The 25298-nt window shown below is 65.3% G+C and carries 23 protein-coding genes; 15 read left to right on the top strand and 8 right to left on the bottom strand.

The genetic code is table 11. The features are described from left to right. Position 1: 1 nt before the first annotated feature. From accC to FAZ97_RS12130, 5 genes are all read right to left on the bottom strand, one after another. Positions 2-1369 carry an acetyl-CoA carboxylase biotin carboxylase subunit gene (gene accC / locus FAZ97_RS12150; protein ID WP_028214031.1) on the bottom strand — a complete coding sequence of 456 codons (1368 nt, stop codon included), beginning with the start codon at positions 1367-1369 and terminating at the stop codon, positions 2-4. 147 nt (positions 1370-1516) lie between these two features. Then, positions 1517-1981: an acetyl-CoA carboxylase biotin carboxyl carrier protein gene (accB, locus tag FAZ97_RS12145; protein ID WP_158758649.1), complete on the bottom strand. Its 465-nt coding sequence runs from the start codon at positions 1979-1981 to the stop codon at positions 1517-1519. Positions 1982-2078: 97 nt separating this feature from the next. After that, a complete protein-coding gene (gene aroQ, locus FAZ97_RS12140) occupies positions 2079-2531 on the bottom strand; it encodes a type II 3-dehydroquinate dehydratase (protein ID WP_158758648.1) in 453 nt (150 codons plus the stop codon). A gap of 194 nt (positions 2532-2725) precedes the next feature. Beyond that, positions 2726-3298 carry a TlpA family protein disulfide reductase gene (locus FAZ97_RS12135; RefSeq protein WP_158758647.1) on the bottom strand — a complete coding sequence of 191 codons (573 nt, stop codon included), beginning with the start codon at positions 3296-3298 and terminating at the stop codon, positions 2726-2728. 11 nt (positions 3299-3309) lie between these two features. Continuing rightward, positions 3310-3954, bottom strand: coding sequence for a UDP-N-acetylmuramate--alanine ligase (locus FAZ97_RS12130; RefSeq protein WP_158758646.1), 645 nt, complete (start codon positions 3952-3954; stop codon positions 3310-3312). 247 nt (positions 3955-4201) lie between these two features. On the opposite strand from FAZ97_RS12130, the gene mpl reads away from it, so the two are divergent. From mpl to mtgA, 5 genes are all read left to right on the top strand, one after another. After that, positions 4202-5593, top strand: coding sequence for a UDP-N-acetylmuramate:L-alanyl-gamma-D-glutamyl-meso-diaminopimelate ligase (gene mpl, locus FAZ97_RS12125; RefSeq protein ID WP_158758645.1), 1392 nt, complete (start codon positions 4202-4204; stop codon positions 5591-5593). Further along, positions 5590-6165: a YqiA/YcfP family alpha/beta fold hydrolase gene (locus FAZ97_RS12120; RefSeq protein ID WP_158758644.1), complete on the top strand. Its 576-nt coding sequence runs from the start codon at positions 5590-5592 to the stop codon at positions 6163-6165. The genes mpl and FAZ97_RS12120 overlap by 4 nt, the downstream gene beginning before the upstream one ends. 80 nt (positions 6166-6245) lie before the next feature. Beyond that, positions 6246-8372, top strand: a complete 2127-nt coding sequence (locus FAZ97_RS12115) for a ribonuclease catalytic domain-containing protein (RefSeq protein ID WP_158758643.1) — start codon at positions 6246-6248, stop codon at positions 8370-8372. Continuing rightward, positions 8369-9244 (top strand): shikimate dehydrogenase, encoded by an 876-nt coding sequence (gene aroE / locus FAZ97_RS12110; RefSeq protein WP_158758642.1) that lies wholly within the window; start codon positions 8369-8371, stop codon positions 9242-9244. The genes FAZ97_RS12115 and aroE overlap by 4 nt, the downstream gene beginning before the upstream one ends. Before the next feature lie 36 nt (positions 9245-9280). After that, positions 9281-10054: a monofunctional biosynthetic peptidoglycan transglycosylase gene (gene mtgA / locus FAZ97_RS12105; RefSeq protein ID WP_158758641.1), complete on the top strand. Its 774-nt coding sequence runs from the start codon at positions 9281-9283 to the stop codon at positions 10052-10054. An 86-nt stretch (positions 10055-10140) separates the two neighbouring features. Here the strand turns inward: mtgA and queF are convergent, their stop codons facing one another. Genes queF through ilvA form a run of 3 tightly spaced genes read right to left on the bottom strand, consistent with a single transcriptional unit; the run spans position 10141 to position 13421 of the window. Continuing rightward, a complete protein-coding gene (queF, locus tag FAZ97_RS12100) occupies positions 10141-10965 on the bottom strand; it encodes an NADPH-dependent 7-cyano-7-deazaguanine reductase QueF (RefSeq protein WP_158758640.1) in 825 nt (274 codons plus the stop codon). Continuing rightward, positions 10962-11882 carry a 5'-nucleotidase gene (locus tag FAZ97_RS12095; RefSeq protein ID WP_158758639.1) on the bottom strand — a complete coding sequence of 307 codons (921 nt, stop codon included), beginning with the start codon at positions 11880-11882 and terminating at the stop codon, positions 10962-10964. The genes queF and FAZ97_RS12095 overlap by 4 nt, the downstream gene beginning before the upstream one ends. Positions 11883-11894: 12 nt before the next feature. Further along, entirely contained in the window at positions 11895-13421 is a 1527-nt protein-coding gene (gene ilvA / locus FAZ97_RS12090; protein WP_158758638.1) for a threonine ammonia-lyase, biosynthetic, read from the bottom strand. Between the two features lie 549 nt (positions 13422-13970). Here ilvA and FAZ97_RS12085 point away from each other — a divergent pair. From FAZ97_RS12085 to FAZ97_RS12040, 10 genes are all read left to right on the top strand, one after another. Further along, the gene (locus FAZ97_RS12085; protein WP_158758637.1) at positions 13971-18017 is read left to right on the top strand and encodes a DUF3683 domain-containing protein; all 4047 of its coding nucleotides are present in this window, start codon (positions 13971-13973) and stop codon (positions 18015-18017) included. A gap of 41 nt (positions 18018-18058) precedes the next feature. Continuing rightward, positions 18059-18484 carry an HIT family protein gene (locus FAZ97_RS12080; RefSeq protein ID WP_158758636.1) on the top strand — a complete coding sequence of 142 codons (426 nt, stop codon included), beginning with the start codon at positions 18059-18061 and terminating at the stop codon, positions 18482-18484. A gap of 45 nt (positions 18485-18529) precedes the next feature. Next, positions 18530-18943 carry a gamma-butyrobetaine hydroxylase-like domain-containing protein gene (locus tag FAZ97_RS12075; protein ID WP_158758635.1) on the top strand — a complete coding sequence of 138 codons (414 nt, stop codon included), beginning with the start codon at positions 18530-18532 and terminating at the stop codon, positions 18941-18943. Positions 18944-19033: 90 nt separating this feature from the next. After that, positions 19034-19765, top strand: coding sequence for a bifunctional demethylmenaquinone methyltransferase/2-methoxy-6-polyprenyl-1,4-benzoquinol methylase UbiE (gene ubiE, locus FAZ97_RS12070; protein WP_158758634.1), 732 nt, complete (start codon positions 19034-19036; stop codon positions 19763-19765). A 36-nt stretch (positions 19766-19801) separates the two neighbouring features. After that, positions 19802-20842, top strand: coding sequence for a Tim44 domain-containing protein (locus tag FAZ97_RS12065; protein WP_158758633.1), 1041 nt, complete (start codon positions 19802-19804; stop codon positions 20840-20842). Between the two features lie 184 nt (positions 20843-21026). Next, positions 21027-21662 carry a ubiquinone biosynthesis accessory factor UbiJ gene (locus tag FAZ97_RS12060; protein WP_158759156.1) on the top strand — a complete coding sequence of 212 codons (636 nt, stop codon included), beginning with the start codon at positions 21027-21029 and terminating at the stop codon, positions 21660-21662. An 18-nt stretch (positions 21663-21680) separates the two neighbouring features. Continuing rightward, positions 21681-23258: a ubiquinone biosynthesis regulatory protein kinase UbiB gene (gene ubiB, locus FAZ97_RS12055; RefSeq protein WP_158758632.1), complete on the top strand. Its 1578-nt coding sequence runs from the start codon at positions 21681-21683 to the stop codon at positions 23256-23258. Positions 23259-23285: 27 nt separating this feature from the next. Continuing rightward, entirely contained in the window at positions 23286-23936 is a 651-nt protein-coding gene (locus tag FAZ97_RS12050) for a methyltransferase domain-containing protein (protein WP_158758631.1), read from the top strand. Positions 23937-24154: 218 nt separating this feature from the next. After that, the gene (locus tag FAZ97_RS12045) at positions 24155-24523 is read left to right on the top strand and encodes an FmdB family zinc ribbon protein (protein WP_158758630.1); all 369 of its coding nucleotides are present in this window, start codon (positions 24155-24157) and stop codon (positions 24521-24523) included. Between the two features lie 86 nt (positions 24524-24609). Then, complete coding sequence (locus tag FAZ97_RS12040) at positions 24610-25251, top strand: DUF502 domain-containing protein (protein WP_110384393.1); 642 nt, start codon at positions 24610-24612, stop codon at positions 25249-25251. Positions 25252-25298 lie beyond the last annotated feature (47 nt).

Genomic DNA, 25298 nt, shown 5'->3' with positions numbered 1-25298 from the left:
ATTACGCTTCGTCCTTCTTCACTGCCTGGCGTTCGGCCAGACGGCTTTCGAGGTAGTGAATGCTCGTGCCGCCCTCGACGAACTTCGCGTCGAGCATCAGTTCGCGGTGCAGCGGGATGTTGGTCTGAATGCCTTCGACCACCATTTCCGAGAGCGCGATGCGCATGCGCTGAATGGCCTGCTCGCGCGTGGCGCCGTAGGTGATCAGCTTGCCGATCATCGAATCATAGTTCGGCGGCACGAAATAGCCATTGTAGGCATGCGAGTCGACGCGCACGCCAGGACCGCCCGGCATGTGCCACGACGTGAGACGGCCCGGCGACGGCGTGAACTTGAACGGATCTTCCGCGTTGATACGGCACTCGATCGCGTGGCCCTTCAGCTGGATGTCGCGCTGACGGAACGAGAGCTTCTCGCCCGCGGCAATGCGGATCTGCTCCTGCACGATGTCGATGCCCGTGATCAATTCGGTGACCGGGTGCTCGACCTGCACGCGCGTGTTCATCTCGATGAAGTAGAACTCGCCGTTTTCGTACAGGAACTCGAAGGTGCCCGCGCCGAGGTAGCCCATCTTCTTGCACGCGTCGGCGCAACGATCGCCGATGCGGTCGAGCAGGCGGCGCGCGATGCCCGGCGCCGGCGCTTCCTCGATCACCTTCTGGTGGCGGCGCTGCATCGAGCAGTCGCGCTCGCCGAGCCACACGGCGTTCTTGAACGAGTCGGCGAGAATCTGGATCTCGATGTGACGCGGGTTCTCGAGGTACTTCTCCATGTAGACCTGCGGGTTGCCGAACGCACGGCCGGCTTCCTCGCGGGTCATGTTGACCGCGTTCACGAGCGCCGCTTCCGTGTGCACGACGCGCATGCCGCGCCCGCCGCCGCCGCCCGCCGCCTTGATGATGACGGGGTAGCCGATCGCGCGCGCAATCTTCACGATTTCTTTCGGATCGTCGGGCAGTGCACCTTCCGAGCCCGGCACGCAGGGCACGCCGGTCTTGATCATGGTCTGCTTCGCCGTGACCTTGTCGCCCATCATGCGGATAGTTTCCGGGCGCGGGCCGATGAACGTGAAGCCCGACTGCTCCACACGTTCGGCGAAGTCGGCGTTCTCGGAGAGGAAGCCGTAGCCGGGGTGGATCGCTTCTGCGTCGGTCACTTCTGCCGCGCTGATGAGCGCGGGCATGTTCAGGTAGCTCAGGTTCGAAGGCGCCGGGCCGATACAGACCGCCTCGTCGGCGAGCTTTACGTACTTGGCTTCCTTGTCGGCTTCCGAATAGACGACGACCGTCTTGACGCCGAGTTCGCGGCATGCGCGCTGGATGCGGAGCGCGATTTCGCCACGATTGGCAATGAGGATTTTTTCAAACATGGTGGGTATTCGACTCATCAAAGGGCGTCGCAAGTCATATGTGCCGACGCCTCAGAGGATCGGTCGCGCATGTCGCCATCATGGGGCGCCAAACGCGACAAACGCGGCGCGGCCGAACAAGAAGGCCGCCGCCGCGCGCAGAAAAGCTTAGGCGATCACGTAGAGCGGCTGGCCGTATTCGACTGCCTGACCGTTCTCGACGAGGATTTCCTTGACCACGCCGGCCGTGTCCGACTCGATCTCGTTGAGCAGCTTCATCGCTTCGATGATGCAAAGCGTCTGGCCTTCCTTGACCGTGTCGCCAACCTGGACGAACGGGTCGGCGCCCGGCGACGGCGCGCGGTAGAACGTGCCCACCATCGGCGAGGTCACGACGTGGCCTTGCGGCACGGCGGGCGCGGCGGGGGCCGCAGCGGCGGCTTCGCCGACATGGGCGGGCGCGGCGAGCGGGGCACCGGCCATCGGCGCGGCGTACTGCGCGCTCGGCTGCACGTAAACGGGCGGCGCGTTCTTGACGATGCGCACCTTGCCTTCACCCTCGGTCACTTCGAGCTCCGAGATGCCCGATTCGGAGACGAGGTCGATCAGAGTCTTCAGCTTACGTAGATCCATGGTGCAGCCCCTTTTACTTTGAATACGTGAAGTGCCGGGACGCGCGCGTCCCGACACGGGTTGTTGTTCAGGTATTGACGGTCATCCAGCGCGGGAATCAGGCCGCCGACCGGGCAGCGAGCCGGTCGAGCGCGTATTCGAGCGCGTAGAGATAACCCTTCCAGCCGAGGCCGCAGATCACACCCTCGGCCTGGTCGGAGAAATACGAATGGTGCCGGAAGGACTCGCGGCGATGCACGTTCGACAGGTGAATCTCGACGAACGGGATGCCGACGCCTGCCAGCGCATCCCGGATCGCGACGCTCGTATGCGTGTACGCGGCCGGGTTGATCAGGATGAAGTCGGTTTGCTCGTTGCGGGCCGACTGAATGCGGTCGACCAGCGCGCCTTCGTGGTTGCTCTGGAAGGTCGCGAGTTCGACGCCGGCATCCGCCGCCCGGTCCGAAAGCGCCTGATCGATCTGCGGCAGCGTCACGCGCCCATACACCTCCGGTTCCCGGGTGCCGAGAAGATTGAGGTTGGGGCCGTGCAGAACCAGCAGTCGCGTCATGGTCGCTTCTTTTTCCGTGGAATTGCGCGAACTTTAGCGCCGATTAGAGAAATTTGTCTAGTTTTCCGATGAGGGGATGTGGCCCCGACTACGCTTCGCAGCGAGGATCTGGGTCGATCTTCAGCCAAATGACTCGATTTTCACGGTAAAACCAGCGATACGGCGCTTAAGATCTTGTCAGACGATCTGCTGCGTCAAAGCGCGTCGAGCGTGCGCCGAAGCTCGTCGGGCTTGATTTGTCCTAATTTTGTCGCGCGAACGGCGCCGTTCGCGTCGATTACCACCGTGTAAGGTAAGCCACCCGCATTGTTGCCGAACGCGCGCGCGACGTCCGCGCCGCCGAAACCGGCGATGTAGATCGGGTAATCGACGGGCACCTTCTTGAGGAACGTCTTGATGTTCGCCGCCGAATCCACGCCGACGCCGACGAACTGAATGCCCTTCTTCGCATACTCGCGCTGAAGCGCGGAAAGCTCCGGCATTTCCTCGACGCACGGGCCACACCACGAGGCCCAGAAGTTGACCACAATGGGCCGCCCCTTGTAGATGGCAAGCGACTGCGCCTTGCCGTCCGGGTTCGTGACTGCCGCCGACCAGAGCTGGCCGACCGCATTCTGCTTACCGCTCGCCGAGGCCGCGTTGCTGCTTACCGAGGCCGCGTCGGCCACGCCGGCGCCGCCGCTCGTCGCCCAATGCCCGGCCAGTATGCCGCCGCCTGCGGCGATTGCCGCTACTGCCACGCCGGCCAGAATCCGCGTCGTATTCATCGCTGCCGTATTCAGGTTGTGGAAGAAGTGGCGCCGCTCTCGTCGATCAGCGCCTGGAGGGCCTGCGCACTGGCGCGTGGCAGCCTGCCCCGCGCGTCGGCGCGCACGGCGCCGCGCAAGTCGTCCGTATTGTAGAGCGCAACGTGGATGCCCACCGGCTCTTCGGCGCGTGACGGACGCCACATGAAGCTGAGCGTTTCCACGAAGCCGCGCGCCGCGAAATGGCGCGTTTCCGACACGTCGTACTGCACGTTCGCATTCAGGAGCCAGATCGCGACATCTTTCGCGTTGTCGCAAAAAATCTGCAGATGGATGTCGGAGTGCTCGCCCGCCGTGCCATTGAGCACCGCACCGGTCAGGAACGGATTGAACGCCTCTAGCCGCTGCATCCATTCGAGCGCGATTTCGCGCAGGCGGCGCAGCACCGCAGGCTGGCTATCGCTCTGAAAGAGGGCCTGATATTCGCGGATCTCTTCCTCGATCTGGTCGTTGTCGGGCAGCCAGGTGCCTTCGATACGCGTTTCCCCCACCACCTGCCGGGCTGCCTTGCGTTTGGCGGTGGCGTAGTCGAGGCCGTCCTCGGCGATCATCCTTGCTGCGGCGATGGCAATTTCCTCGCGCACGCGCTGGGGATCGAAATGTGATCTGCGAACCATCCTTGAATGATACTAGAGATCGCCCTGGGCTCCCGGCCGCGGCCTCTGAGCCGCACCCGCTGTCGGAGGCGTGCGGGATTTTCCGTCGGTGAGGCGGCCGAGGTCGAGCCAATAGGGCTCGGGGCCTCGGGTACAATAGCGGTCTTTGCTGTGGCGGCGCAGGACTGCCGCCGTTCCAGCTTCTGCATTCTTCAACCCGATCAATCCGATCAACGCGTTCACGACGCCCGCGCGGCGCGACAGGCTTATGCACATCCATATCCTCGGCATCTGCGGCACGTTCATGGGCGGACTCGCGGTGCTCGCGCGCAGCGCGGGCCACACGGTGACCGGCTGCGACGCCGGCGTGTACCCGCCGATGAGCACCCAGCTCGAAGCACAGGGCATCCGCCTCATCGAGGGTTACGACGCGAGCCAGACCGAACTGAACCCGGATCTCTATGTGATCGGCAACGTGGTCACGCGCGGCAACCCGCTGATGGAGGAGATCCTCAATCGCGGCCTGCCGTACACGTCGGGTCCGCAATGGCTCGGCGAGCATGTGCTGCGCGACAAGTGGGTGCTCGCGGTGGCGGGCACGCACGGCAAGACCACCACGAGCTCGATGCTCACATGGCTGCTCGAAGACGCGGGCCTGAATCCCGGCTTCCTGATCGGCGGCGTGCCGCTGAACTTCGGTGTGTCGGCGCGTCTGACCGATTCGAGCTTCTTCGTCATCGAAGCCGACGAGTACGACACTGCGTTCTTCGACAAGCGCTCGAAGTTCGTTCACTACCGTCCGCGCACGGCGCTGCTCAACAACCTCGAGTTCGATCACGCCGACATCTTCCCCGATCTCGCCGCAATCGAAACGCAGTTCCATCACCTCGTGCGCACGATTCCGGGCGTGGGCCGCATCGTCACGAATGGCCGTTCGGACGCGCTCGAGCGCGTGCTTACGCGCGGCGTGTGGAGCGACGTGGAGCGCTTCGGCGTGGATGGCGGCTGGCAGGCGCTGCCCGCGGAAGACGGCGTGCCCGTGGACGAGCGCTTCGCCGTGTATCACAACAGCGAGCGCGTGGGCGTGGTCGACTGGCAGATCCAGGGTGAACACAACCGCCTGAACGCGCTCGCGGCGATTGCCGCCGCACGCAGCGTGGGCGTGCCGCCCGCGCAGGCCGCGGCCTCGCTTGCCACGTTCCGCAACGTGAAGCGCCGCATGGAAGTGCGCGGAAGCGTGGACGGCGTGACCGTCTTCGACGACTTCGCGCACCATCCCACGGCCATCGAAACGACGATCGCCGGCCTGCGCACACGCGTAGGCCACGAAAACACGCGCATTCTCGCGGTGCTCGAGCCGCGCTCGAACACGATGAAGCTCGGCGTGATGAAGGCGCAGTTGCCGGCCAGTCTCGCCGACGCCGACCTCGTGTTCGGCTACGGCGCCTCAAGCGGCAAGGACGCGCTTGGCTGGGATCTCGCGGGCGCGCTTGCGCCGCTCGGAGAGAAGGCCCGTGCGTTCCACGATCTCGAAACGCTCGTGAAGGCAGTCGTCGCGGCAGCGCGACCCGGCGACCAGGTGCTCGTGATGAGCAACGGCGGCTTCGGCGGCGTGCATCAAAAGCTGCTCGATGCACTTTCGGCACGGAGCGCGGCGTGATCGTCTATCTGCACGGTTTTCGCTCGTCGCCCCAGTCGTTCAAGGCGCGCCTGCTGGCGGCGCGTATGGCCGAGCTGGGCCGCAGCGGCGAATGGCTGTGCCCGACGCTGCCGGTTTCGCCGCAGGAGGCGATTGCAATCGCCGAACAGGAAATCGGTGCGCAGCTGAAGCAGGGCGAACGCGTCACGCTCATCGGCAGTTCGCTTGGCGGCTACTTCGCCACGCATCTCGCGGAAAAGCATGGCTGGCGCGCCGCGCTGCTGAACCCCGCCGTAGTGCCTGACCGCGATCTGTCGAAGTATCTAGGCGAGCAGCCGCTCTGGCACGGCGGCGGCAGCATCGTCGTCGAACCTCGCCATCTGGACGAGCTGCGTGCCCTGGCCGTCGCCCGCGTGACGCAGCCCGCGCGCTACTATTTGATGGCCGCGACCGGCGACGAAGTGCTCGATTACCGCGAGATGCTCGCGCATTATCCGGGTGTGCCCACACACCTGATCGAAGGCAGCGATCATGGCATCAGCGAGTTCGCAGAATACGTCGACGAAGTGATCCGTTTCTGCGACGCCGCTTGATGCGTGCGAACGCCTATATGTATACAGCACCGCCCGCGCGTCGCGCCGGCGGTCGAAGCAAGTCTGAACGAGAGTATTGAGTGAACGTTTTCTTTGAGGAATCGGGCAGTTTCAAGGCCGGCAACGTGCTGTCGCGTCAAGGCGACGCGTTCCAGGTCGAGCTGCCCGGCGGGCGGCGCGCCAAGGTGCGCGCGAAAGACGTGCTGATCGAGTTCGAGAAGCCGGCGGCGAGCGAGCTGCTGGAGCAGGCGGACGCCGCGGCCCAGGAGATCGATCTCGACTTCCTCTGGGAGTGCGCGCCCGCGGACGAATTCGCCTACACGACGCTGGCGAGCGAATACTTCGGCGAAACCTATGGCCCTGTCGAGCGCGCCGCGCTCGTGCTGCGCCTGCATGGTTCGCCCGTGTACTTCCGTCGCAAGGGCCGCGGCCAGTATCAGCGCGCGCCCGAAGAGCAGCTCAAGATGGCGCTCGCCTCGCTCGAGCGCAAGCGTCAGCAGGCGCTGGTTCAGGCCGGCTACGAAGAGGAACTGAAGGCGGGCGGGCTGCCCGAGGCGTTCAAGGGCAAGGCGCTCGGACTCCTCACGAAGCCCGACAAGAATTCCATCGAATACAAGGCGCTCGAGGCAGCGGCCGCCGCGCGCGGCATTTCGATGCCGCGCCTCATGCTCGAATGCGGCGGCATTGCTTCGCCGCGCGCGCTGCACGAGGCGCGCTTCCTCGCGGACTTCTTCCCGCACGGCACCGGCTTCCCGCCCGTCGAAGTGGGCACGCTGCCCGAAGACCTGCCCGACGCCGCCGAGCACGTGCAGGCGTTCTCGATCGACGACGTCACGACGACCGAAATCGATGACGCGTTTTCCATCGAGCATCTGGCCGACGGCCGCGTGCGTATCGGCATTCACATCGCGGCGCCGGCGCTTGGCATCGAGCGCGGCGACACGGCGGATACGATCGCGCGCACGCGCCTGTCGACGGTCTACATGCCCGGCGACAAGATCACGATGCTGCCCGACGATTTCGTCGACGCCTTCACGCTCAAGGAAGGCGGTCTGCGCCCGGCGCTGTCGCTCTACTGCATCGTGAACCGCGAGACGCAGGAAATCGTCGCGACCGAAACGCGTGCCGAGCGCGTGTTCGTGAAGAGCAATCTGCGTCACAACACGCTCGACGAGGTCGTCACCGAAGAGACGCTCGCGGCGGGCACCGGCGAGTATGCGCACAAGGACGACATCGCCGTGCTGTGGCCGTTCGCGCAAGCGCTCTTCGAGAAGCGCCAGCAGGCGCGCGCCGGTTATGGCCTGCGCCGCGAAGTGCAGCGCAACACCGACTTCAACTTCTATGTGGACGGCGAGCATGTGACCATCTCGCCGCGCCGCCGCGGATCGCCGCTCGATTTGATCGTTGCCGAGCTGGCGATTCTCGCGAACTCCACATGGGGCGCTTTCCTGCACGATCATGGCGTGCCGGGCATCTATCGCTCGCAGCGTGCGTTCGGCGCGCCGAGCGGCCCCAAGCGCACGCGCATGCAAACCAACGCCGCGCCGCACGAAGGCCTCGGCGTCGCGCAGTATGCGTGGAGCACTTCGCCGCTGCGCCGCTATGTGGACCTCGTGAACCAGTGGCAATTGCTCGCGTGCGTGGAGCATGGCGTGGCCGCCAAGCTCGTCGCGCCGTTCAAGCCCAAGGACGCCGATCTGTTCGCCGTCGTGCAGGGCTTCGACGAGACCTACACCGCGTACGCCGACCATCAGCGCCGCATGGAGTACTTCTGGTGCCTGCGCTGGCTCCAGCAGGAAATGCGCGGCGAGGGCGGCCGCGAGCCGCGCCGCGAATTCCCGGCGAGCGTGGTGAAGGACGACCTCGTGCGCTTTGAAGAAGTGCCGCTGCTCATGCACGTGCCGGCGCTCGGCGTACACGCCCGCGGTACGCGACTGATGATGGAAGTGCTGTCGATCGACGAGCTGACCATCGAGGCTTCGGTGCGCATGCTGCGTGTGCTCGACGCGCCCGTCGTAACGAGCGGCGAGCAAGCGGAAGAGGATGCGGGCGAGGACGAAGAACTGATCGAAGCCGCCGACGAGTCCGCGCAAAGCGAAGCGGAAGCCGTCGCGGAAGCGGACGAAGGCGAAGGCGAGACGGCCAGCGATGCGCCCGCGCCAGCAGAACAATCGAGCGAACAGCACGCTACGGAGCCGCGCGAATGAGCGTTAGCGAGTCGAAGCCCGTTGCGCACGCCGACCGTTACGCCGTAGTCGGCAACCCGGTGGCGCACAGCAAGTCGCCGTACATTCACGCGCAGTTTGCGCTGCAAACGGGCGAGCGCGTCGAATACGACCGCCTGCTCGCGCCGCTCGACGGTTTCGTCGAGCACGTGCAGGCATTCCATGCGGCGGGCGGCCGCGGGCTGAACGTGACCGTGCCGTTCAAGCTGGAGGCTCACGCGCTCGCGCACAAGCTCTCGCCACGCGCGGCGGCGGCGGGTGCGGTGAACACGCTGCGCTTCGACGCAGACGGTATCTTCGGCGACAACACCGACGGCTTCGGCCTCGTGCGCGACATCGAGGTGAACCTTGGCGTTTCGCTTGAAGGGGCGCGCGTGCTGCTGCTTGGCGCGGGTGGTGCGGCGCGCGGCGTTGTGCTGCCGATGCTCGAGCGCCGTCCGTGCGAGATCACGATCGTGAACCGCACGGCGCCCAAGGCGCACGCGCTCATCGAGCAGTTCGCGGGTGCAGCGGGCGAATTCGAAACTCTGCTGAACGGCGGAGGCCCGCAAGCGGTTGATACCAAACCCTACGATGTAATCGTGAACGCGACGGCGGGCAGTCTCGATGCGGCCTTGCCCGAGTGCGACGAACGCGCGTTCGGCACGGGCACGCTTGCCTACGACATGATGTACGGCGCGCAGCCCACCGTGTTCATGCGCCATGCGCAGGCACTCGGCGCGCGCGCGGCTGACGGCCTCGGCATGCTGGTCGAGCAGGCCGCCGAGTCGTTCTTCGTGTGGCGCGGCGTGCGGCCCGAGGGCGCACCGGTGCTGGCGGCATTGCGCGCGCAGTTGGCCGCGCAGGCTGCGTAACGCCGAGCGCCGCTCGTACAACACGGAGACGACGCCATGCGCAGGCAAGCCATCGGTGCGCAAGCCGCGTCAGTTGCGAGCGGCAGCGGGCGGCGCGCGCAGTCCCGAAACCGTCCCGGCGCGCGGCGCTGGCTCGCCTGGATCGTCTCGGTGTTCGCGATTGCGTGGATCGCCACGCAACTCTTCTACTTCGCGCAAATCGCGCTCTGGAACTTCGTCGATCCGCAAACCACGGCGTTCATGCGCACCGACGCCGCACGTCTGTCCTCCGACCGGCCCGGTCTTTCGATCCAGCACGAGTGGGTGCCGTACGACCAGATCTCGCGCAACCTGAAGCGCGCGATCATCGCGTCCGAGGACGCGAACTTCGTCAACAACAACGGCTACGAAACCGACGCCATCCTCCAGGCGTGGGAAAAGAACAAGAAGCGCGGCCATATCGTGCGCGGCGGCTCGACCATCACGCAGCAGCTCGCGCGCAACCTGTTCCTCTCGCGCGAGCAGAGCTACATCCGCAAAGGCCAGGAGTTCATCATCACGTGGATGCTGCAGGCGCTGCTCGACAAGGAGCGCATCTTCGAGATCTATCTGAATTCGGTGGAGTGGGGCAACGGCGTGTATGGCGCGCAAGCCGCCGCGCGCTACTACTACCGCACGACGGCGGCGAAGCTCACGCCGTGGCAGTCGGCGCGGCTTGCGGTGATGCTGCCGCGTCCCAGGTACTTCGACGAGCATCGCAACTCGGCGTATCTCGCGCAGCGCACGGCAGTGATTGCGCGGCGCATGGGGGCGGCTGAATTGCCGCACTGAAGCTCGCTGATAAACGCTTCAACGAAAAAACGCGCCGCATTTGCGGCGCGTTTTGCTTTGTACCGGGTGCTCCGATGATGTTCGGCTTACTGGCGCGCGAGCCGCGCGTTATCCGGCATCGGCATGTTGAAGTTGGTGCGAAACGGATTGATGTCGAGGCCGCCGCGCCGGGTGTAGCGCGCGTAGACGGCGAGCCGGTCCGGTTTGCACTCGCGCAGGATGTCCATGAAGATGCGCTCGGCGCATTGCTCGTGAAAGCCCGTGTGATTGCGGTACGAGATGATGTAGCGCAAGAGGCCCGCCTGATCGATCTGCGGCCCGACGTAGTGGATCTGCACGCTGCCCCAGTCGGGCTGGCCCGTCACCGGGCAGTTCGACTTGAGCAGATTCGAGATCAGCGTTTCTTCAACCGGCGCTTCGTCGAAAGCCGCTTTCAGAAGCGTCGGCTCCGGGTGATAGATCTCCGTATCGAGATCGAGGCGATCGAGCGAGAGGCCGTCGAATTCCTCGAACGGAATCTTGCCGAACGCGCCCGGCTGCTCGAGCCTCACCGAAACCGATCCGCCGCAGGCCGCCGTCACGTCGCGTCTGATCGTGTCGCGCACCACGTCGGCGGACTCGAACGGCGTTTGCGCGAACGAGCCCAAGTAGAGCTTGAACGACTTCGATTCGATGATGTTCGGCGAATCGGCGGGAATGAAGAACGTGGCGATCGCGATCTGCGGCTTGCCGCGCGCGTTGAGCCACGAAAGTTCGTAGGCGTTCCAGATATCGCTGCCGAAGAACGGCAGTTGCGCGCCAATGCCGATCTGTTCGCGCGCGGCGGCACGCGGAATCGGGAACAGGAGCGAGGCGTCGTATTGCTCGGTGTAGGTGGAGGCCTTGCCGAGCGGAGATTGGTCGGGAGTCATGATGCGTTGGCTTCGGTAGCGAGATTGGTCACGCCGCTTGCCACGTGCCCGGTGGCCGTGACCGAGCGCGCGGATTCGCAGGTGCGGATCTGGTCGTCGAAGAAAAAATCGGGTTCGAACTCGCGTAGGAACGGGCCTTTGTCGAGTCCGCCAAGGAACATCGCTTCGTCGATCTCGATGTTCCAGGCCATCAGCGTACGGATTGCGCGCTCGTGCGCTGGCGCGGAGCGCGCGGTGACGAGAGCGGTGCGGATACGCATTTGCGCGTTCGCGTCGGCGAGCTTTTGCAGACGGTTCAGTGCTGCCAGCAGCGGCTGCAGCGGACCATGCGCGAGCGGCAGTTCGCGGTTGTCGCGCTCGTGGCTCACGAAGGCGGAAAGGCCCTTGCTCTGGAAGATCTGCTCGGCTTCATCGGAAAACAGCACCGCATCGCCGTCGAACGCTATGCGAATCTCGTGCGCGTTGCGTTCCGCCATTGTCGCCGATTCGGGAAAGACGCGTGCGGCGGGGAAGCCGGCGTCGAGCGCGCTCTTCACGTCCGCCGGGTTCGCGGAGAGAAACAGCGATGCGTTGAGCGGCTTGAGGTAGTGCCAGGGCTCGCGCCCGCGCGTGAACACGCCGCGCTGGATGTCGAGCCCATGCTCGCGGCACGAGCTGAACGCGCGCAAGCCGCTGATGGGATCGCTGCGCGAGAGGATCACGACTTCCACATGATGCGCGCCATTGTTGAGCGCAAGCAGCTTGCGAATGAGCGCGAACGCCACGCCTGGCCGCGCGGGCACATTCAGGCGCTCGCGCTGGAGCGTCTCGTAGGCTGGCAGGTCGCCGGCCTCGAACACGTGGTTTTCCTCCTCGAAATCGAAGAGGGCACGGGACGAAATGGCGACGACGAGTTTGTCGGAAAGCGAAACGGACACGATGGCGGCCGGTTAGGCGAGGAAGAGCCGATACGCCGGGTTCACTGTCTCTTCCCAGTGCGGATAACCGAGCGTGGCGAGGAAGCGGCGGAATTCGGCGTCCTCGGCTGCGGGCACCTGGATACCCACCAGAATCGAGCTGTAATCGGCGCCCTGGTTGCGGTAGTGGAAGAGGCTGATGTTCCAGTTCGGCGCCATCGACGACAGGAAGCGCATGAGCGCGCCCGGCCGCTCCGGGAACTCGAAGCGGAACAGCCGCTCGTCGTGCGCGAGCGGCGAGCGCCCGCCCACCATGTAGCGGATGTGCTGCTTCGAGAGTTCGTCGCCGGTGAGATCGACGGTCGGGAAGCCATGATCGACGAAGGTCTTCGCGATCTGCTGCGACTCGCCACGGTTGCGGATCTGCACGCCCACGAAGATGTGCGCGCGCTCGGCGTCGTCGATGCGGTAGTTGAACTCGGTCACGCTGCGTGTGCCGACCAGCTCGCAGAAACGCTTGAAGCTGCCGCGCTCTTCGGGGATCGTCACCGCGAACACCGCTTCGCGCGCCTCGCCCACCTCGGCGCGCTCGGCCACGAAGCGCATGCGGTCGAAGTTCATGTTCGCGCCCGAGGTGATCGCCACCAGCGTCTGGCCTTCGATGCCCTCGCGTTCCGCGTACTGCTTCGCGCCCGCCACGGCCAGGGCGCCCGCGGGTTCGAGCACGCTGCGCGTGTCCTGGAAAACGTCCTTGATCGCAGCGCACAGGGCGTCGGTGTCCACTGTGAGCACTTCATCGAGATATTGCTGGCACAGGCGGAAGGTTTCCTCGCCCACCAGCTTGACTGCGGTGCCGTCCGAGAACAGGCCGACTTCCGTGAGTTCGACGCGCTTGCCCGCCTTGACCGACTGCGCCATCGCGCAGGAATCGTCGGTCTGCACGCCGATCACCTTGATGTCCGGGCGCACGGCCTTCACGTAGGCCGCGACGCCCGCAGCCAGGCCGCCGCCGCCGATCGGCACGAAGATCGCGTGAATCGGGGCCTGATGCTGGCTCAGCACCTCCATCGCCACCGTGCCCTGGCCGGCGATCACGTAGGGATCGTCGAAGGGATGCACGAAGGTCAGCCCGCGCTCTTCCTGCAGGCGCACGGCGTGGGCGTAGGCATCGCTGTACGACTCGCCGGCCTGCACGACCTCGACGGTCGCGCCGCCGTGCGCGCGCACCGCATCGACCTTCACCTGCGGCGTGGTCACCGGCACGCAGATCACGGCCTTCACGCCCAGTTTCGCGGCCGAAAGCGCCACGCCCTGAGCGTGATTGCCCGCCGAGGCGGTGATCACGCCGCGCTCGAGTTGCGCGGGCGAGAGGTGCGCCATCATGTTGTAGGCGCCGCGCAGCTTGAAGGAGAAGACCGGCTGGTTGTCCTCGCGCTTGAGGAACACGGCGTTGCGCAGGCGCGCCGAGAGGTTCGGGGCGCGCTCGAGTTCGGTCTCGCGGGCGACGTCGTAGACGCGGGCGGTGAGGATTTTCTTCAGGTAATCGTCGTGGGAGGCCATGCGAGGACGCGTCGGGCGCGGGTTTAGGGCGGGAAAGCGTAAATGATAGCGCCAACGGCTCCCGCTCTGGCGGCGCGCTCAGGCGGCGGGCACTCGATGCGCTGGCGCGATTCGCCGACCGGCCGGAAGGCAAATCATCGTCAAAGCGCGCGCAATCCTGCGCGAATCCCCCGTCAACGCAAGTGAATCTTGTGCGTTCGCCAAGTTCCCACGCGGCGTCAGCGCGGGCGCGGATCATGCGGTAAAATCCTTTTTCGAAACAAGGATCGGATGATGCACTGGCAACCTCGGACAGCCCATTTGATGCCCGCACGGCGCGTAACCCGCCCGGCGGCGCAGCGGCACGCCCGCCACGCACGATCGTGTCGCTAAATCCGAGCGCCGGGGAACCATCGGCGTGAGCGTTGCCGCCATGTGCCTCCCCACCCCATTCGTCCGCAGCCTGCCACAGGCGGACACGATTTCAGAATAGCGCCCCACGCGCCCCGTCAGCATCCGTCGCACTGGCCGCGAGCCGTGCGCGGGGCTGGCTCAAAGAGTCGTCCAACCATGAACGCACCTCAAGTTTTCGATCCTAACGGCGCCGCCGCTGCCGTGGCCGCCGACATCGAACCGCGCCTGCGCGAGATTCCCTATAACTACACGTCCTTTTCGGACCGCGAAATCGTCATCCGCCTGCTTGGCGAAGAGGCATGGAACGCGCTCGCCGAACTGCGCGCGGAGCGCCGCACAGGCCGCTCGGCACGCATGCTCTACGAGGTGCTCGGCGATATCTGGGTCGTGCGCCGCAACCCGTATCTGCAGGACGACCTGCTCGACAACCCAAAGCGCCGCGCGCTGCTGATCGAGGCGCTGAACCACCGCCTCGCCGAAATCGAAAAGCGCCGCCGCGCCGACCTGCAGGAGCATGCGGACAAGGAAGGCGTGGAGCGCGCCGCGCGCGTGGAAAAACTGGTCGGCGCCACGCGCCGCGCCATCGACGCCTTCGCGGGCGAGTTCGAGAAGATGGCCGACCTGCGCCGCCGCGCCGTCAAGGTGCTGGGCAAGCGCACGCAGAAGGACAACATCCGCTTCGACGGTATTGCGCGCGTCTCGCACGTGACCGACGCGACCGACTGGCGCGTGGAATATCCGTTCGTCGTCTTGACGCCCGATACCGAAGCCGAAATCGCCGGGCTCATCAAGGCCTGCTTCGAACTCGGCCTCACCGTGATTCCGCGCGGAGGCGGCACGGGCTACACGGGCGGCGCGGTGCCGCTCACGCCGTTCTCGGCCGTCATCAACACCGAAAAACTCGAGCAGCTCGGGCCTGTCGAGATGACCGACCTGCCGGGCGTGGACCGCAAGGTCGCGACCATTTTCTCGGGCGCGGGCGTGGTTACGCGCCGCGTGACCGAGGCCGCCGACGCCGCGGGCTTCGTGTTCGCCGTGGATCCGACCTCGCTCGATGCGTCGTGCATCGGCGGCAACGTCGCGATGAACGCGGGCGGCAAGAAGGCCGTGCTGTGGGGCACGGCGCTCGACAATCTCGCCTGGTGGCGCATGGTCGACCCGGAGGGCAACTGGCTCGAAGTCACGCGTCTTGACCACAACATGGGCAAGATCCACGACATTCCGGTGGCCCGCTTCGAGCTGAAGTGGTTCGACGGCGAATACGCGCCGGGCGAAAAGCTGCTGCGCACCGAGTCGCTCGATATCGAAGGCAAGCGCTTCCGCAAGGAAGGCCTCGGCAAGGACGTCACCGATAAATTCCTGGCCGGCCTGCCGGGCGTCCAGAAGGAAGGCTGCGACGGGCTCATCACGTCCGCGCGCTGGGTGCTGCACAAGATGCCCGCGCATACGCGCACGGTGTGTCTGGAGTTCTTCGGCCAGGCGCGCGAGGCGATTCCGAGCATCGTCGAGATCAAGGACTATCTGTTCGAAACGTCGAAGCAGGGCGGGGCGATTCTCGCCGGCCTCGAGCACCTCGACGAACGCTATCTGCGCGCCGTGGGTTACGCGACCAAGAGCAAGCGCAACGCGTTTCCGAAGATGGTGCTGATCGGCGATATCGTCGGCGACGACGCCGATGCCGTGGCTACCGCGACCTCGGAAGTCATCCGCATGGCCAACGGCAAGAGCGGCGAAGGCTTCGTTGCGGTGTCCGCCGAGGCGCGCAAGCGCTTCTGGCTCGACCGCAGCCGCACGGCCGCGATCGCCAAGCACACCAACGCGTTCAAGATCAACGAAGACGTCGTGATTCCGCTCAATCGCATGGGCGAGTACACGGACGGCATCGAGCGCATCAACATCGAACTGTCGATCAAGAACAAGCTGCAACTGGTCGACGCGCTCGAAGCGTTCTTCAAGGCAGGCAAGCTGCCGCTCGGCAAGACGGACGACGCGAACGAGATTCCCTCCGCGGAACTGCTCGAAGACCGCGTGCAGCAGGCGCTCGACCTGCTCAAGCGCGTGCGCGAGCGCTGGACCTTCGTGGGTGAGAAGCTCGACCTGTCGCTGCGCGAGGCGCAGCACTACCTCGTTCAGCTCGGCTACGAGTCGCTGGCGGAGAAGTTCGCCGATCGCGTGGACCTGCAACCCGACGCCAATGTCTTCCACGTGACCCAGGACCGCACGGTGCGCATCTCGTGGAAGCAGGAGATCCGCGCGGAGCTGCGCAAGATCTTCAACGGCGGCGAATTCAAGCCGATCCTCGACGAGACTCAGGCGATCCACAAGAAGGTGCTGCGCGGCCGCGTGTTCGTGGCGCTGCACATGCACGCCGGCGACGGCAACGTGCACACGAACCTGCCGGTCAACTCGGACAACTACGAGATGCTGCAGGACGCGCACCACGCGGTTGCGCGCATCATGAAGCTCGCGCGTTCGCTCGACGGCGTGATCTCGGGCGAGCACGGCATCGGCATCACGAAGCTCGAATTCCTCACCGATGACGAGATCGCCGAGTTCCGCGCTTACAAGCAGCGCGTCGACCCGCAAGGCCGCTTCAACGCGGGCAAGCTGCTCGAAGGCGCCGACCTGCGCAACGCCTATACGCCGTCGTTCGGCCTGATGGGCTACGAGTCGCTCATCATGAAGCAGTCCGACATCGGCGCGATCGCCGATTCGGTGAAGGACTGTCTGCGCTGCGGCAAGTGCAAGCCGGTGTGCGCGACCCATGTGCCGCGCGCGAACCTGCTCTACAGCCCGCGTAACAAGATTCTCGCGACCTCCTTGCTGGTCGAGGCGTTCCTGTACGAAGAGCAGACGCGCCGTGGCGTGTCGATCAAGCACTGGGACGAGTTCAACGACGTGGCCGACCACTGCACGGTCTGCCACAAGTGCGTGACGCCGTGCCCGGTCAAGATCGACTTCGGCGACGTGACGATGAACATGCGCAACCTGCTGCGCAAGATGGGCAAGAAGAAGTTCAACGCGGGCAACGCAGCGGGCATGTTCTTCCTGAACGCCACGAACCCGCAGACCATCAATCTCGCGCGCACCGCGATGATGGGCGTGGGCTACAAGGCGCAGCGCCTCGGCAACGACATGCTGAAGAAGTTCGTGAAGAAGCAGACGGCGCATCCGCCTGCATCCACGGGCAAACCGGCCGTGGTCGAGCAGGTGATCCACTTCGTCAACAAGAAGATGCCGGGCAACCTGCCGAAGAAGACGGCGCGCGCGCTGCTCGACATCGAAGACAACAAGATCGTGCCGATCATCCGCAACCCGAAGACGACGAACGTAGACTCGGAAGCGGTGTTCTACTTCCCCGGCTGCGGTTCGGAGCGTCTGTTCTCGCAAGTGGGTCTGGCCACGCAAGCCATGCTCTGGGAAGCGGGCGTGCAGACGGTGCTGCCGCCGGGCTACCTGTGCTGCGGCTATCCCCAGCGCGGCTCGGGCCAGTACGACAAGGCCGAGAAGATCGTCACCGACAACCGCGTGCTGTTCCACCGCGTGGCGAACACGCTCAACTACCTCGACATCAAGACCGTGGTGGTGTCGTGCGGCACGTGCTACGACCAGCTGGCCGGTTATGAATTCGACAAGATTTTCCCGGGATGCCGCATCATCGACATCCACGAGTTCCTGCTGGAGAAGGGCATCAAGCTCGATGGCGTGACGGGCACGCGCTACATGTATCACGACCCATGCCACACGCCGATCAAGACGATCGATCCGGTCAAGCTCGTCAATGAACTGATGGGTTCCGAAAAGGACGGCTACAAGATCGAGAAGAACGATCGTTGTTGTGGCGAATCGGGCACGCTGGCCGTTACGCGCCCGGACGTTTCGACGCAGGTGCGCTTCCGCAAGGAAGAGGAAATCCGCAAGGGCGCGGCGAAGCTGCGCGGCATTCCGATCGTCGGCAACGGAGCGAACGGCGTGCAGCCGGCGACGCCGCAGGAAGCGGGCGGGCAGGGCACGACGCAGGACGTCAAGATTCTGACGAGCTGCCCGTCGTGCCTTCAGGGTCTGTCGCGGTACAACGAAGACGCCAACATCGAAGCCGACTACATCGTGGTGGAAATCGCCCGACACATGCTTGGCGAAAACTGGATGGCGGACTACGTTCAGAACGCGAACAATGGCGGAATCGAGCGCGTGCTGGTCTAATGGCAGCGCTCAATTTTCCGTGAACCGGTTCGGGGACGACGATGACATGCGTATTCTGCAGTGAGGAAGGCGGCGATGTGCTGTGGCAGGACGAGCGCATGCGCGTCGTGCTCGCGACTGCCGAGGCCGACTATCCCGGCTTTTGCCGGGTCATCTGGAATGCGCACGTCGCCGAATTCTCGGACCTGGGCGCGGACGACCGGGAACATCTGATGCGCGCGGTGTACGCCGTCGAGCGGGCGCTGCGCCGCGTTATGCAACCTTCGAAGGTGAATCTGGCGAGCCTCGGCAACCAGGTGCCGCACGTGCACTGGCACGTGATCCCGCGCTTCACGAACGACGCGCATTTCCCCATGTCCGTCTGGTCGCCGCGCCAGCGCACCGTGTCCGAGGCGATGCTGGGCCAGCGCCGCGCCCAGGCCACGCTGCTGCGCGACGCGGTGCGCCAGGAAATGGAGCAGGCTTAAGGCTTGAGCGGGCCGGGCGGTGGGCGTCCAACAGCAGGAACGATCATGAGTGGACTGAAATCCGATACGCCGGTGCCAACCGGCGTCGTGGTGCACGCGCTCTCGCGCGTGCTCGAACTCCAGTATGCGAGTGGCGAGAGCTACCGCGTGCCTTTCGAACTGATGCGCGTGTTTTCGCCCTCGGCGGAAGTGCGCGGTCATGGCCCCGGCCAGGAAACGCTGCAAACGGGCAAGCGCGAGGTGACGATCACCGCGCTCGAAGGTGTCGGCAACTATGCGCTGCAGCCGACGTTCTCCGACGGCCACAACACCGGCATCTATTCGTGGGACCAGCTCTACGAGCTCGCCACGCGCCAGGACGAACTCTGGGCGGAATATTTCGCCAAACTGAAGGCGGCGGGCGTCGAGCGCGACGCCCCGATGGCGGCGCCCCCTGCCGCGCATGGCCACTGCCACTGACGCTTCCTGTTACGATCCTGCCCCGCCGCTTCTCTGACAGACGCGGCGCAGCACCTCAATAGAACACCCTTCCGCGAAAGGACGAGCGCGATGAGCAAAACCCACTTCGGCTATCAGACAGTCGACGAACAGGACAAGGCGAAGAAGGTGGCCGGCGTGTTTCACTCGGTCGCCTCGAACTACGACCTGATGAACGATCTGATGTCGGGCGGGCTGCACCGCGCGTGGAAGGCGTTCACGATCGCCCAGGCCAACATCCGGCCGGGTGCGAAGGTGCTCGACATTGCGGGCGGCACCGGCGACCTTTCCATGGCGTTCGCGAAGAAAGCGGGCCCGACGGGCGAGGTCTGGCACACCGACATCAACGAGTCGATGCTGCGCGTGGGCCGCGACCGCCTCATCGACAACGGCGTGATCACGCCGGCACTCTTGTGCGACGCCGAGAAAATTCCCTTTCCGGACAACTACTTCGACGTGGTGACGGTGGCTTTCGGGCTGCGCAACATGACGCACAAGGACGCCGCGCTCGCAGAGATGCGCCGCGTGCTCAAACCGGGCGGCCGCGTGCTCGTGCTCGAATTTTCGAAAGTCTGGGAGCCGCTCAAGAAGGCGTACGACGTGTATTCGTTCAAGGTGCTGCCGTGGCTGGGCCGCCGCTTTGCCCAGGACGCGGACAGCTACCAGTACCTCGCGGAATCGATCCGCATGCACCCGGATCAGGAAACACTGAAGACGATGATGGAACAAGTCGGCCTCGACGCCGTCAAATATTACAATTTGTCAGCTGGCGTGGTAGCCTTACACGTCGGCACAAAGTATTAGTGTTTCCAAATCACTGTCTTTAAAGGAATTTCCGTTATGTCTGAGCCCAGAATCGATGCTTCCAAAAAGCTTTCATCATCGTGGGCCAGACGAATCGGTGTTCTGGCCCTCGCCGGTGTGATGATCGCCGGCAGCCTCGCGTCGTTCGACGCCGAGGCTCGCCGCATGGGCGGCGGCCGCAGTTTCGGCAAGCAGTCGTCGGTGGCCTCGCAGCGCAGCACCACGCCGCCGCCCGCCCAGCCGAGCCCCACGAGTCCCGCTAATTCCGCGCAGCAGGCCGGCGCCCAGCGCGCGCCCGGCACGCCGGCTCCCACGCCCGCTGCCGCACCGGCGCGCAACCGCTGGCTCGGGCCTATCGCGGGTCTCGCGGCCGGTCTTGGCATCGCCGCGCTGCTGTCGCACTTCGGTCTTGGCGAGGCGTTCGCCGGCATGATGGCCAACATGATCGTGATCGCGATCATCGCCTTTATCGCCGTCTGGCTGATTCGCAAGTTCATGAGCCGCCGCCGTGCCCAGGAACCGGCGTACCAGACGAGCGGCGGGTACGGTTCGTCGACGAGCCTGAACCAGTCGCCGGGCGGCTATCAGCCGCAGGAGCCGCGTTATACGGCGCCTTCCACGGGCCAGTACCTCGAGCCTGAAGCCAATCCGGTCGGCACGCCGCAGCTCGATGCGCCGGCAGCTGCTGGTGCATCAATCCCGGCCGGCTTCGACACCGAAGCCTTCGTGCGTAACGCGAAGGTCTACTTCGTGCGCCTGCAGGCCGCATGGGACGCCGGCAACATGGACGACATCCGCGAATTCACGACGCCCGAGATGTTTGCCGAGATCCGCGTCGATCTCGCGGGCCGCGGCGCGCAGCCCAACCAGACCGACGTCGTGCAGCTCAACGCCGATCTGCTCGGCGTGGACGAGCGCGGCAGCGAATACCTTGCGAGCGTGCGCTTCTCCGGCCTGATTCGCGAGACCGCAGGCGCGCCGGCCGAGCCGTTCGCCGAGGTGTGGAATCTCTCGAAGTCGCGCACGTCGGGTGAAGGCTGGCTGCTCGCGGGTATCCAGCAGATCGAAACTCACTGAGTTTGCAAGGACGCGGGGCGCTTCGTGTGCGCTTCGTGATTTGATAAAAATCACGAAGTGCTGCGCCACCTAGCCGTCGTGCCTCGTTGGCCGGGGCAGGGTGGCGGCGCGATCCGACGGCTCGAACGTTACAATGGGAACCCGCCCGGGCTTGTGCCCGTGCGGGTTTTCTTATTCCATGCCGATGACTCTTGCCGCCAAGCCCTTCGCTGCCGCCGTCAATCACCTGCTCGCCCGTGAAACGTGGGCACGCGAGCGTCTCGCCCCGTATGCCGGCAAGACGGCGCGCCTCACGTGCCCGCCTGTCGTGCTCACGCTGCTCGTGCAGCCGGACGGCTATCTGGGCGCGGTCGAGGACCACGATGCGGGCGATGTCGATGTGACGCTTTCGCTGCCCGCGGGCGCGCTCTCGTCGTTCGTGCAGGGCGGCCAGGCGGCCGTCATGAAGCACGTCAAGATCGAGGGCGATGCCGAGTTCGCGCAGGTCATCGGCAAGCTCGCCGAGCATCTGCGCTGGGAACCCGAAGAGGACCTCGCGAAGCTGATTGGCGACGCGCCGGCTTCACGCATCGCCACGCTCGCGCGCGCCGCAGGCGAACAGGCACTGCGCACCGGCCGCAACGTGCTCGGCTCGGTCACGGAATATCTGCTCGACGAAAATCCGCAGCTCGTGCGGCGCGCCGAGCTCGACGGTTTCAATGAGGAACTGTCGCGCGCACGCGATGCGCTGGCGCGCGTGGAAAAGCGCATCGAGCGACTCGAACAAAAATCACCGGCCGGCGGCGGGAGCCAGAGCGCTGCGCCGTACGGCTCGCGCTAGTCAACAGGCCCCTCAGACATGCGTTTTCTGCGTTTTCTCAAGATTTTCTTCACCGTCATCCGCTTCGGCCTGGACGAGATGATGTTGAGCCGGATCAATGACCGGCGTGTCGCGCTGCTCCTGCGCATCACTACGATCGGCCGTCGTTTCGACGATCCGCCGGGCTTGCGTCTGCGTCTCGCACTGGAAAGCCTCGGCCCGATCTTCGTGAAATTCGGCCAGGTGCTGTCCACGCGCCGCGACCTGCTGCCGCCCGATATCGCCAACGAGCTCGCGAAGCTGCAAGACCAGGTGCCCCCATTCGATTCGAACGTGGCGATCGGCCTGATCGAGAAGTCGCTGGGTGCGCCGGTCGATTCGATTTTCGACGAGTTCGAGCGCGTGCCGGTGGCGAGCGCGTCGATCGCACAGGTGCACTTCGCCAAGGTGAAGTCCGGCCAGCATGCGGGCAAGCCGGTGGCGGTGAAGGTGCTGCGCCCGAACATGCGCCCGGTGATCGATTCGGACCTCGCGCTGCTGCGCGACATCGCCGTATGGGCCGAGCGCCTGTGGGCCGACGGCAAACGCCTGAAGCCGCGCGAAGTGGTGGCCGAATTCGACAAGTATCTGCACGACGAGCTCGACCTCATGCGCGAGGCCGCCAACGGCAGCCAGTTGCGCCGCAATTTCGCGGGCCTCGACTTGCTGCTCGTGCCCGAAATGTACTGGGAATTCAGCACGGCCAACGTGCTCGTGATGGAGCGCATGGTCGGCGTGCCGATCAGCCAGGTGGACAAGCTGCGCGCGGCAGGCGTGGACATCCCGAAGCTCGCGCGCGAGGGCGTGGAGATCTTCTTCACGCAGGTGTTCCGCGACGGCTTCTTTCACGCCGACATGCACCCCGGCAACATCCAGGTGAGCCTCGATCCCACGCATTTCGGCCGCTATATCGCGCTCGATTTCGGTATCGTCGGCGCGCTGTCCGATTTCGACAAGAATTACCTCGCGCAGAATTTTCTCGCGTTCTTCAAGCGCGACTATCACCGCGTGGCGACGCTGCATATCGAGTCGGGCTGGGTGCCGCCCAATACGCGCGTGGAAGAGCTGGAAAGCGCGATCCGCGCCGTGTGCGAACCGTATTTCGACCGCGCGTTGAAGGACATCTCGCTTGGCCAGGTGCTGCTGCGCCTGTTCCAGACCTCGCGGCGCTTCAACGTGGAGATCCAGCCGCAGCTCGTGCTGCTGCAAAAGACCATGCTCAACGTCGAAGGCCTTGGGCGCTCGCTCGATCCGGAGCTCGATCTCTGGAAAACGGCGAAGCCTTATCTCGAGCGCTGGATGACCGAGCAGATCGGCTTGCGCGGCTGGTACGAGCGCTTCAAGATCGAAGCACCGCAATGGAGCAAGACGCTGCCGCAATTGCCGCGCCTTATGCACCAGGCGCTGCTGCACCGCCAGGAGCCGCACGGTCTCGCCAACGACGAGACGATCCGCGCGATGCTCGCCGAGCAACGCCGCACGAACCGCCTGCTGCAGGGGCTGCTTGTGTTCGGCGTGGCCGTGGGCGTGGGCATGGTGGCGGCGCGCGTGTGGCTCGCGTTCGCCTACGGCGGCTGACGGACCACGAGAACCAGGAGTGAGACGATGAGCGACCCGACCTTGCCGCCGCAACCGGGCGAAGCGCCCGAATTCGAAACCCGCGACCCGGCGTCGCCCTCGTTCTGGGACGAGCGCTTCGAGCGCGGCTTCACGCCGTGGGACCAGGCGGGCGTGCAGCGCGAGTTCGAAGCCTTCGCGACTGCGCATCCTGAGGCCGCGGTGCTGATCCCGGGCTGCGGCAACGCCTGGGAGGCGCGCTGGCTCGCCGAGCGCGGCCGCACGGTGCGCGCCATCGACTTCGCGCCGGCCGCGGTCGCGAGCGCGCGCACGGCGCTGGGGCAGTACGCCGGCGTCGTCGAAGAGGCGGACTTCTACGCCTACACGCCGCCGTTCACGCCTGCCTGGGTGTTCGAGCGCGCTTTCCTGTGCGCGCTGCCCAAGGCGCTGCGCGCGAGCTACGCCGTGCGCATGGCCCAGCTGTTGCAGCCCGGCGCGTTGCTGGCGGGTTACTTCTTTATCGGCGAAACGCCCAAGGGGCCGCCGTTCGCCATCGCGCGCGACGAACTCGACGCCTTGCTCACGCCGTACTTCACGCTGGCGGACGATCAGCCGGTGGCCGACTCGCTGGCCGTGTTCGCCGGGCGCGAACGCTGGCTCGTGTGGCGCCGTAACGACGTCCCGCCGTCGCAGGTTTGAGCCGTGCCGGGCGGGTGCGCCATGCGCTCGCCGTCTTGCGTTGCCACGCGCGCCCTTGATGTGCGCGCAACCTGCCCTCATGTGATTTGAGGCGGCCGCGACCCTTTCGACCCTCCCCGCTGGACCCCAACCCCGGTAAATGCCAAGGGCGGTCCTGGTTTGCGGCTATAATTCAAGGCTTTGCAAGCAATTATCAGATTTTCATCAGGATAGAGATCATGCCGATCTACGCTTATCGCTGCGAGTCGTGCGGCTTCGACAAGGACGTGCTCCAAAAGATGAGCGATGCGCCCCTGACGCAGTGCCCGAGCTGCGGCGCGGACACATTTCGCAAGCAGGTCACCGCGGCGGGCTTCCAGCTGAAGGGCTCGGGCTGGTACGTCACCGATTTCCGCGGCGGCAACGCCGGTAAGAGCGGTGCGGCGACCGGTGCGAAGGCGGCTGGCGAAGGCGCGTCGTCGGAGGGCAGCAAGGCCGCCGGCGAGGGCGCTGCAAGCGGTTCCAGCGACGCGAGCGCAGCCGCGCCCGCCGCGAGCGCACAAGCAAGCACCCCGGCGGGCACGTCCAGCCCGGCAGCCTCGACCTGAAAAACCTGCGGCGCGTGTTCCCGCATTCCCGGGGACACGCGCCGCGCCGAAGCCGTGCCGGCAGCGCGGCGCGTTTGGCGGTGTACATGACGATCAAGAAAGCGACGTTCAAATCGGTATTCCTGACCGGCCTGCTCGTGCTGGTGCCGTTGGCCATCACGCTGTGGGTGCTGAACCTCGTGATCGGCACGATGGATCAGACGCTGTTGCTGCTGCCCGAATCGTGGCGGCCGGAGCGCGTGTTCGGCGTGCGACTGCCCGGTTTGGGCGCGGTGCTCACGCTCGCGTTCATCTTCGGGGTGGGCCTCCTCACGCACAACTTCATCGGCCAGAAGCTGGTGGAGTGGTGGAACGCGCTGGTGCGCCGCATTCCGATCATCGGACCGCTGTACGGCAGCATCCAGCAGGTTTCCGATACACTGCTTTCGAGCAACGGCAATGCATTTCGCAAGGCACTCCTGATCGAGTACCCGCGCAAGGGTTCGTGGACGATCGCGTTTCTCACCGGCATTCCCGGCGGCGACGTGGTCAACCACCTGCAGGAAGATCACGTGAGCGTGTATGTCCCGACTACGCCGAACCCCACGTCGGGCTTTTTCCTGATGGTGCCAAAGAGCGAGGTGGTCGAGCTGGACATGACCGTCGACGCCGCGCTCAAGTATATTGTTTCGATGGGCGTGGTCGCGCCGGCAACCTCTCCACGCCGCCCCATCGATCCTCCGCTTTAAATACCGGACGACGCGCTTGCACGCGCCGCTCCCGTTCATTCATGCAT

The sequence above is a fragment of the Paraburkholderia acidiphila genome (assembly GCF_009789655.1).
Lineage (GTDB): Bacteria > Pseudomonadota > Gammaproteobacteria > Burkholderiales > Burkholderiaceae > Paraburkholderia > Paraburkholderia acidiphila.
This window is presented reverse-complemented; position numbering and strand designations above follow the sequence as displayed.